The sequence below is a fragment of the Endozoicomonas atrinae genome, assembly GCF_001647025.1.
GTDB classification, from domain to species: domain Bacteria; phylum Pseudomonadota; class Gammaproteobacteria; order Pseudomonadales; family Endozoicomonadaceae; genus Endozoicomonas; species Endozoicomonas atrinae.
In genome coordinates this window covers 1-9,919 of the sequence record NZ_LUKQ02000200.1, presented here as the reverse complement: position 1 = coordinate 9,919, position 9,919 = coordinate 1, and the positions used below count along the sequence as shown (strand labels likewise).

5 protein-coding genes are annotated in these 9,919 nt (G+C 49.7%); 2 read left to right on the top strand and 3 right to left on the bottom strand.

Annotated features, from left to right (window positions below):
• Positions 1-112: 112 nt before the first annotated feature.
• From AK963_RS20960 to radA, 3 genes are all read right to left on the bottom strand, one after another.
• Positions 113-517: a hypothetical protein gene (locus AK963_RS20960; protein WP_066017375.1), complete on the bottom strand. Its 405-nt coding sequence runs from the start codon at positions 515-517 to the stop codon at positions 113-115.
• A 571-nt stretch (positions 518-1,088) separates the two neighbouring features.
• On the bottom strand, positions 1,089-6,506 hold the full coding sequence (locus AK963_RS20955; protein ID WP_066017374.1) for an autotransporter outer membrane beta-barrel domain-containing protein: 5,418 nt from the start codon (positions 6,504-6,506) through the stop codon (positions 1,089-1,091).
• Positions 6,507-6,768: 262 nt separating this feature from the next.
• Positions 6,769-8,142 (bottom strand): DNA repair protein RadA, encoded by a 1,374-nt coding sequence (gene radA / locus AK963_RS20950; protein ID WP_066017373.1) that lies wholly within the window; start codon positions 8,140-8,142, stop codon positions 6,769-6,771.
• Positions 8,143-8,411: 269 nt separating this feature from the next.
• On the opposite strand from radA, the gene AK963_RS20945 reads away from it, so the two are divergent.
• Both AK963_RS20945 and AK963_RS20940 read left to right on the top strand, forming a co-directional pair.
• Positions 8,412-9,161: a class I SAM-dependent methyltransferase gene (locus AK963_RS20945; RefSeq protein ID WP_066017372.1), complete on the top strand. Its 750-nt coding sequence runs from the start codon at positions 8,412-8,414 to the stop codon at positions 9,159-9,161.
• A gap of 109 nt (positions 9,162-9,270) precedes the next feature.
• Entirely contained in the window at positions 9,271-9,918 is a 648-nt protein-coding gene (locus tag AK963_RS20940; protein WP_066017371.1) for a molecular chaperone TorD family protein, read from the top strand.
• Position 9,919: the final 1 nt, after the last annotated feature.

The window sequence follows — 9,919 nt, the reverse complement described above, 5'->3', positions numbered from 1 at the left end:
AAAACGATGCTTTTGGTAGAGCTGGAAATAACAGAAGCGGGCATGACAGTTAACTATTATGAGTGGTGTTCCCATAGTAGCTGTGAAAATAGAGCACTATTGTTTCAATCATTCAGAGAGAGCACCCGTCAATGTTTTCATCTTTGATTTTTTTATTTAAATATCTTTTTCCATTGTCTGTTAGAGCAATTGAATGATCCCATTCACTAAATTTTGCATACTCTGAATTATTGATTAATGAAAGCTCACCGAGGTAAACAGGTGTATTTCCAGTATTTTTGATGCCAAGCTCTAGAGCATCTTGGTACATCTTAGAAATACTTGAGCTTAACTCATGCTTTGTTCCAGTATTTTGAAAGACTGTGATTCCAGTATACCCATGACATAAATTGCTCTCATAGCCTATTGGTGAACTATAACCAATTCTTTTGTTAGATATTTGTTCAATTTTTACCTGTGAAGCACACCCTGTAAACAATGTCGAAGCTATTCCAATTATTAATATTTTTTTAAGCACTCTTTTACTTCCTTACTTTGTATTTACTCAAATGTTGGTTTTGACATGCAACATTGTATTAGAACTCAAATGGGCAATATTGGTTATTGAACTCACTTGAGATATATCCCCCTAATAACCTTTCTTAATGACTCAGGTGAGAAATATTACCCTTTTCGCAGGCTTAGTAACGGCCTGATTAATAAGCCTATTTACAATATATCTCCGATATCTCGGATTTATATCGCAGATGAGCTTTTTGCACCTGACTGAACATCACAAGCGTCCTTGTGATAGAAACCATTAATCACCAGGCAGTCACGTTTCTACGCAGATCACGGCTTCAGCAATCGGCTCAGGTTCTCTGCAAAACAGCAAAAACGACAAAGACGCTACCGCCCGTAGATTTGCCCTGATCGTATCATCATCAGGGGGAGCAGGGTTCCTGGTAGCTCAGTAGGTCGTTATAACGCCGAGCTATTGTACAGAGACTCCCTTAAAAACGACTATAGTCTTATATCAATAAAATCGGACTCCCCAAAAGAAAACGCCCGCAGAAGCGGGCGTTTGGGGTTTTGCAGAGCGTTAGCCGTTAGAAGTCATAACGGATATTGGCCAGCCAGGTATCGGCACTGAAGTTGGAGTTCCAGTTCCGGTCGTAGTTGGCAGACAGACTGACGTTGTTGTTCAACCAGTACTGCACACCCAGACCCGCCTGATAGTTGGTCTGTTCCGGCTTGGCGCCGGTGGTGACAAAGCTGTTACCGGCACCGGTCAGGAAGCGGGCAGCGGTATCACCCCGGTCGGCGGCAAAGTCGTGCCAGGCCATCAGGTTTACTTCTGGAATCAACAGGCCGCGCTTGGTATCGATTGCGGTCATTGCCCGCAGGCCGGCACCCAGCTCCACCGTTTCAATGCGCTGATCCAGCACTTCCATATTCAGTGGCTGCAGGGTATAGCTGTCGGTATCCACACGGCTGTAGTTAAAGGCCACCTGTGGCTCAACAATGGTGTCATTGTCGTTAAAGGCGAAGGTGCGGCCAGTGACCAGACGCAGGGCTACCTGGGCGGCATCGCTGTCGGCGGTGGACTTCACGTTGGCAGTGTACTGCTCGATATCGGAACGGCTGACACCGAAGGCGATACTGCTGTCCATAAAGTAGTCCTGCTGACGCCAGCTGCCATAAGCAGTGAGCAGGTAGCTGTCGGTTTCGCTGCGGTTGGCGCTGCCTTCCACATCGGACTTGGTGACACCGTAGGTTACGGCCAGGCCGGCAGTGAGGGTATCGCTCAGGTCGGCATCGGCACCAATGGTAAAGCCACGGGTGCGGTAGCTGTAACCGTCGAAGTCATTGCCCTGGTACTGAACCGCATCCTGGTCTCCATCAGACGCAAGGGCCTGCATCCAGAGTGAGCCGGGCTCGATGTTGTCACCGGAGCTGACACCGCTGACGCTGCTGCGGAAACCGGCAATACGCTTGAATACGGCACCCAGCGTTTCGCTCTGGGCGGCCTGACTGGCGCCGACAACGCCGGAGGAGTCTGGCACCATTTCTTCAGCAATGGCGGCCAGTTCTTCAGCCGTTTCTGCCTGTTCAATGGCCTGACAGATGGCATTGCATTCACCACCAGAGCTGGCGATGTATTCCTGCATGTAGGCATCGATAACCTGGACTTCGTTACCGGTGGCGCCAACACTTTCGATCACCTGACCAAAGTCGTTGGTAGCGACCGTCACGCTGAGGCTGTTTACCGTTATTTCGGCCAGTTCCGCGGTAATGATGGCAGAGCCGGATTCAACGGTTACACCGTTGTGAGAGAGTGCATTACCAGACAATGCCAGATAATCGACAGGGTCCAGGTTTACCTCAAGGTTCTGCGAGGCGGTAATGATCAGGCGGCTGTTGCTGCTCAGGTAAATATCACCCTCAGTGCTCAGCATCGCTTCCGCAGGGTCGGTCTCATTGCTGATGTTCAGACTGAGCGTACCGCCGTGAAGGTTAAGGTCACTTTCAAAGCTACGGGCTTCACCGGTCAGTGTCAGATTACCGCTGGATTCAATATTGATGAAGGTACCACCATAAACGTTGCCGTCCAGTGTGGTAACACCGTCAACATAAATCCCCTCGATATCGTGCAGATCTCCGGTGATGCTGCCACCATCGATATATGCGCTGTCGCCGCTGTTTTCGGAGCTACCCCAAATATTACCGATGATCTGTCCGGCTTCCTGTACCAGTGTCAGCGGTGCAAAGGCGTCGCTGTAGTCGATAGCGGTGACCGTTTTACCGTCATCTCCACCCGTAATTGAGCCATAGTTTTCGACGGAACCATCATGATCAGCACCAAAGCTGGCGTAGATCGCTGCACCCTGGTCCGAGCTGATGGTGCCGGTATTGAGGATATCCCCATTCAGCTCGCCATTGATATGGATGCCATTGATGTCAGCATTAATAACACCGGTATTAATCACACCACCATTGATGACCGAATCAGCAATGAAAATGCCTGTGCCTTCGTTGTCTTCATTTTCTGCTCTGGCAGTGATTACACCGGTATTACCAACGATGCCTTCGATTTCAGACTCAGAAACCGCAATGGCATAGTTTTTTACATTGATAGTACCTGTGTTGATAATATCGTTTGCAAACATACTTTCCAGGCTAACCAGACCACTACCGCCGTTTATGGTGCCATCGTTCTTAAGAGTGTCTGCGTATACATAACCAACACCAATACCAGCACCTTCGTCGCCCGCGTTGATTACGCCACTTTCATCATTGAGGATAAAGCCAGCATTGACAGGTTCTTCGTAGTCGTAAAAACCATCAACAATAATGCCGTTGTTTCTTGCGGAAATTTCGCCACTGTTGGTGATGCCCGATTCAATGCTACCACCCGCAACATAAATACCGGTTCCATCGCTATAGTCTATTCCACGAAGTTCAATATCATCGGGCTTTTCGGTGATTTTAATAACGCCCTTATTAACAATACTGTTGGCTTCGATGCCTCGCAGTCCGATGCCAACGTAGTCAGCGTTGATTTCACCACCGGTGTCGTTGACGATGTTATTGACAGTGGTACTACCCCAACTTTCAAGGTAAATACCTTTTATCGCTTGAATCAGGCCACTATTGGAAATGTTCCCGGAAATCTGGCTGTCCTCAACGGAAACGCCAACCTCGGACGCTTGGATGATGCCGGTGTTGACGATATCTTCAGTCAGTGTGCTACCGTAGACATAAAGTCCATAGTCTGCATTAATGATGCCGGCATTACCCAGACCGGTAGCCTTAACAAAATCGAGGCCGATACCGTAGGAGTCTTCAGCGGTTGCGTTAATCACACCACTCTCGTCATTGACGACTGTACCAATAAATAATGGCTCTTCAGGCGGTGTTGGCTCTGAAGGTAGTGGCGGAGGTGGTGGAGGCAAATCCTGTACAGCGAGTATTGGACCAAAACCAGGGTAGCCGGAAACTAAAATACCTTCACCTGCATTGAGGGTGCCGCTGTTATAAACGCCAGTGGTTAACTCACTTCCAGAGATGCTAATGGCCGTCCCATACTCATCAGAGACATTGATGGTTCCCTGGTTAGCAACCGTACCGGCTTGAGTGGTATCAAGCTGAATACCAGCCCAATCAGCGTTGATCGTACCAGTATTGACAACACCATCGGTCAGTGTACTGAGCATGGCCATGATACCGGATTCGGCATTGATCGTGCCGGTATTGGCCAGGCTTTCTCCTTCAACCGCAAAGGCACCGATGCCTGGCCCGTATTCTGCGGTGATGACACCATTTTCATCATTGGCGATGATGCTGACCTGAACGGACTCTTCGGGTGAGTAACCCTCTGCAATAATTCCGGGGCCATCCGATATGATCTGGCCATCATTGTAGATGCCGTCGGAAAGGTTACTGCCTGAGGAATATATGCCTAAGCCGTTATAAGAAGTAATGGTGCCAAGGTTAACAATACCGGAGCCGTCAACCTCCATTAACGAGATGCCATCATTGCCAGCTTCAATAGTGGCATCAGCATTGTTCAGCACATACTGAACGGTGGTCTGACCCTCACCCCAGCTGTCCAGTGCGATACCAGTACCAAAAACATCAATATCACCGTTATTAGTGACATTTTCTGCAATATCACTGCTTCTGATATAGATGCCTGAGCCATAACTGTTGTCATACATCATTGGCATGACTTCCTGAGGTATTTCAACCTCAATCAGCCCATTGTTTACGACACTGTTGGCTTCAATTTCATTCAGTGCAATGCCAAGATACTCTGCAGCAATTTCCCCTGTGGTGTCGTTGATGATGTTATTAACGGTTGTGGTGCCAATTTCACTGCTTTCCAGGTAGATGCCTTCAGCCCCTTCAATGAGGCCACTGTTGATTACATCGCCAGAGATGGTGGCACTGTCAGCGTAGATACCAAGAGCTTCAGCGTAGATATTGCCCTGGTTAATGATGTCGCCATTTATTGTGGCACTGTCAACATCAATACCTGCTTCGGTGGCAATAATCTCTCCATTTATACCATTAATGATGCTGCCTGTTGTTGAGGTAACGTCAACACAGCCATCGTCACATATCGTATAGGCAGAAAGGTAGATTCCGGTGCCTTCTATATATTCGGGGGGCGTGGGTTCTTCGTTATCCCAGCGCTGGTATTCAGCGAAGCCACCGCTGGCATCAATCAGTCCATCATTACGAACAGTGCCGGAAATGGTACTGGAACTGACATTGATTCCTGCACCCGCTGTGGTGGTGATGAGGCCTGTATTGGAGACACTGGCCGCCGTTGATGCATCGACATAGATGCCATCCCAGAATTCGGTGACGCTGATGGACCCTTCGTTGACGATATCACCGACTTCTGAATCGTTCTGGACAACGATACCGGCCCGGGAAGAACTGATGACACTGTCTTCTCCCACATTACCCACACGCCCTCCAACGATGGCATGTTCAATCAGGATTCCAAAGGACTCACCGTATTCATGGTTATTGATATCCTCCAGAATTTCACCGGTGTTGATGACATCGCCTGTTACGTATGCTGCAGGGGTGTCCTGGCTGGCCCGCTCAACACCGACGAAAATACCGCCCGCCATATCTTCAATCAGTGCGGGATCGTCAGGATTTCCATTGGTAATTGTGATGGTGCCGCTGTTGATGACACTGCCAGCAATGATAGAAGGACCTACAATACGTTCTTCACCTTCAAACTCATCACTGGGCACAGAGTTCGTTACCCGGATACCAAATAAACCTTCCTGGGCATAGTCATCGCCATGGGTATAGATCGTAATATCGCCAGAGTTGGTAACATTGCCTCCGACTTCGGTGTCAGCAATGAGAATCCCTGAGTTATCAGTGAAAATGGTGGATTCGTTACGAATATCTACGCCAACGGCTGTGGACTCTACCCATATGGCATCGTAGACGGAGTTTTCTTCGCTGCCGATATCGCCACGGTTAACAACACTTCCTGTGATATCAGACTCAAATACATAGAGAAAATCATCGGTCAATGTGCCGCTGTTGATCAGGTCTCCGCCGAGGCCAAGCCTTCCCACCTGAAAGTAGGTAGCCGTACCCTCATTGGCTACATCACCGTCGACCAGTAGTGGGTCTTCATAACTGCCGACTATAAAAGAGGCATCTTCAGTCTCATCATAATGAATAATACCCCGATTGATGATACTGCCAGATATCTGTCGTTCACCTTCCGAGCCTGTTTTTATCTGCAGGTAATTCAGATCTGCAGTGTTAATGACATCCCCTGTGACTGTGCCTTTTATTGACACGTCATTGGCAAGGTTGCTATCAGAGATGGTAATGCTGTCACAGGTTTCACCTGAGCTGATGGTGATGCCCCCGTCGACTGGGGCGGGGCAGGGAGCGGCGGCGGCTCCCATGGAGTAGGCATGCAAAACGGCCACCACCGCTGTACTTAACAGCGATTTCCTGAATAGATCATTCCTGTTCATTATTTTTCTCTTGTTGGACATCCAAGTCTTAGTGCCACACTGCACACAGATCTACTGCCTATCCTGGGCAAACGACAACGGCGGGGGATTAAACGATGCGGGATATTTTACTAAATGCTTTCGATAAATCCATAAAAATGTGATGGGCTTTGCTTTTTTTTGATAAATATTGTTTGTATTGAGTGCGTTAATAAGTGAAAAACTGAGGAGAGAGCTGGTTTTGCAGCGATGAAGGCCGGATTCATCCGGCCTTTACTTATGATCAGATAGCTTCCAATGCTTCCGACAATTTTTTCACAGCAATCACCGTCAGACCGGGAATCGGCTTTCTTGGCTGATTGGCTGCGGGAACAATGGCCCGACTGAAACCGTGCTTGGCGGCTTCGATCAGACGCTCCTGGCCATTGGCTACCGGGCGGATCTCTCCGGCCAGACCAACCTCTCCAAACGCGACCAGATCCTGTGGCAGCGGCGTATCCCGAAGGCTGGATACCACGGCCAGCAGGCTGGCCAGGTCGGCACTGGTCTCGGTGATCTTTACGCCACCGACCACATTCAGAAATACATCCTGATCACTGGTAAAAATGCCACCGTGTCGGGTCAGAATGGCCAGCAGCATCGCCAGGCGGTTCTGTTCCACGCCGACGGTTACACGACGCGGGTTACCCAGTTGAGATTCCACCACCAGACCCTGTATCTCGACCAGAAGCGGGCGCGTACCTTCCCACAGTACCGAGATAATACTGCCTGAGGTCGCTTCCTGGGTTCGTGAGAGGAAGATGGCTGAAGGGTTTTTCACTTCTTTCATGCCTGTTTCGGTCATGGCGAAAATACCCAGCTCGTTCACCTGGCCAAAACGGTTTTTGGTGGCCCGCATCATCCGGAAGCGGGAGTCATCAGTATTGCCCAGCATGATCTGGGTATCGATGATATGGGACAGGGTCATGGGACCGGCCAGGGAGTTGTCCTTGGTGACGTGGCCGACAATCAGCAATACCGTGCCGGTCTGTTTGGCAAAACGGGTCAGGAAAGCGGCAGACTCTTTTACCTGGCCCACGCCTCCGGGAACGGAGTCCACCCCGTTCATGTACATCACCTGGATAGAGTCGATCACGATGATGCCGGGCTTTTCCTGTTCAGCAACTGCCACAATGTTTTCTGCGGAGGTTTCCGCCAGCATTTTCAGGTTATTGGTGGGCAGCCCTAACCGCTGGGCTCGGGCGGCAATCTGCTGCAGTGATTCTTCCCCAGAGACATAAAGTGCATTCATGGACTGGGCAACGTGGCAGAGCACCTGCAGCAGGATGGTACTTTTCCCGGCACCGGGGTGGCCACCAATTAGCACGGCACTGCCTTTGACAAAACCGCCACCGAGCACCCGGTCAAACTCCGTCATGCCACTGGAAAAGCGGGGTGCTTCTTCAACATCTACTTCACTGAGGGTTTTCAGCTCGGAGAGGGTGCCGGCAAAGCCGGCTTTATTACTGGCGGCAATGGATGGAGAGGCTGCTGGACCGAGGTTCACCTCTTTATAGGTGTTCCACGCCTTGCAGTCCGGGCACTGCCCCTGCCATTTGGCGGCTTCGCTGCCGCATTCGGTACAAACGTATGCTTTTCGGGATTTTGCTTTTGCCATGAAGAGTCTTTGCGCAAATAGAGTCAGTCTAACTGCTTAGCCAGTTGGCTGACAAACCTTCTGTTTTGAACCACGGAGATCACAAAGTTCACGAAGAAAAGACTTTCTTTTTTCATGAGGCCCTGAGCCTGAATGATTCAAAGATACTGCCTGTAAGGTGAACCAGAAAGTTATTCTTTCCTTAGGCTCTTTGTGGTTCCAGCCTTGAGCAGGCTAATTTTCAGATTTCTGCGATACTTTACGGTCAGGTAGTAAAAGGGTTCGCGAACATGAGTCATTTTTTCACACCGGATGACTATGCCATTGCGGTGGCTGAGTCACCAGTCGCAAAGTACGTTTACACCCCTTATGTAAAAAGTGTGCTCATGATGCACCCGGTGAATTCCGTGTTGGACCTGCGCTGCAGCGAAGGTTTTTTTTCACGCCTTGCCCTGGTGGCAGGGGCTGAGTATGTGGTGGGTATTGATCAGTGTCCCGCGATGCTGGACCGTGCCATTCAACTGAATGAGTCTGCTGGCCTTGGCATTGAGTTCAGTCAGGCGGATCCAACCTCACTGCGACTGGGTCGATCATTTTCTACAGTGTTCGCTTTCTGGCTGACCTGCCGTCTGGCCAGCCTGAGCCACCTGAAAGAGCTGGCTGAAACCCTTGCGTATCATACGTCACCGGGTGGTTATAGCTATCTGCTGGCGATGGATTCTGAGCGTCATGCCCGGGTACAGGATAATCCACAGTCACCGGATGACTGCTATGGAAAAAAAGTGGACTCTGTGGATAACCTTCAGGATGGTGACCCGTTTGAGTTAACCATCGAGGTTGGTGAGACAGAGGTGCATTTTACCGACTACTGCTGGTCTACTGATACGATTGTTCAGTGTCTTGAAGAGGCTGGCTTTGCCAGTGTGAATCTGCTTTATCCACCGGTGTCTGAGGAGGGGCTCAAGGCAAAGGGTGAGCATTACTGGGCAGCGTATCAGGGGGACCCGTTTGTTGTGGCGATAGAGGCGCTCAGGGAGTGAGTGCGCAGAAAAGTTATCAGGTAAACCTTTTCGGTATTACTCCATATACTCAAGAAAACCGCTCACCACTATAGTGGTCTCCATACGTTTGATTTCAGGAAGTGCCGAGTTGTCTGCTGTTGCCGTTCTTCCCAGAATGCTGGGAACCCTGTTTTATTATTCTCCAACCTCCGAAGAAGCCGGTGGTGTTATTTCCGAGCTTGCTGAGCTGCCCGCTCTGCTGGACTGGCAGAATCCATCGCTGATTGAGGAAGCGACAGCCCGTCTGTGCTCTGTGGACATAGCAGAACTGCCTTATCAGTTTTCTCTGCTGTTTGAAGGGCAGGGCTCCATGCCAGCACCTCCCTGGGGATCGGTTTATCTGGACAGGGAAAATCTGTTGCTGGGTGAAACGGCGCAGGCTTATCGTCAGTTTCTTCGGGCAAACGACGTTGAGCTGGATACCGATTTGAATGAGCCGGAAGACCAGTTTGGCCTGATGATTCTGGCCATGGCTTATTTTATGGAAACAGAGAATGACGATGCGGTGGTTGAACTGCTCGGTTCTCATCTGCTGCCATGGTCGGGTCGTTATCTGGAGCTGCTGTCTGAAGCGGATGAAAGCGGTTTTTACCGTGCACTGGCGGTTGTGATACCAATTCCATTTTTAAATTATGAAATAACAGCCCATGAACGGGAGCATAGACTTTTCAATCGGCCAACTTCAGAAAGTAATTCATTCCATGCCTCACAGCATTTATTGATAATATCTTCATAGT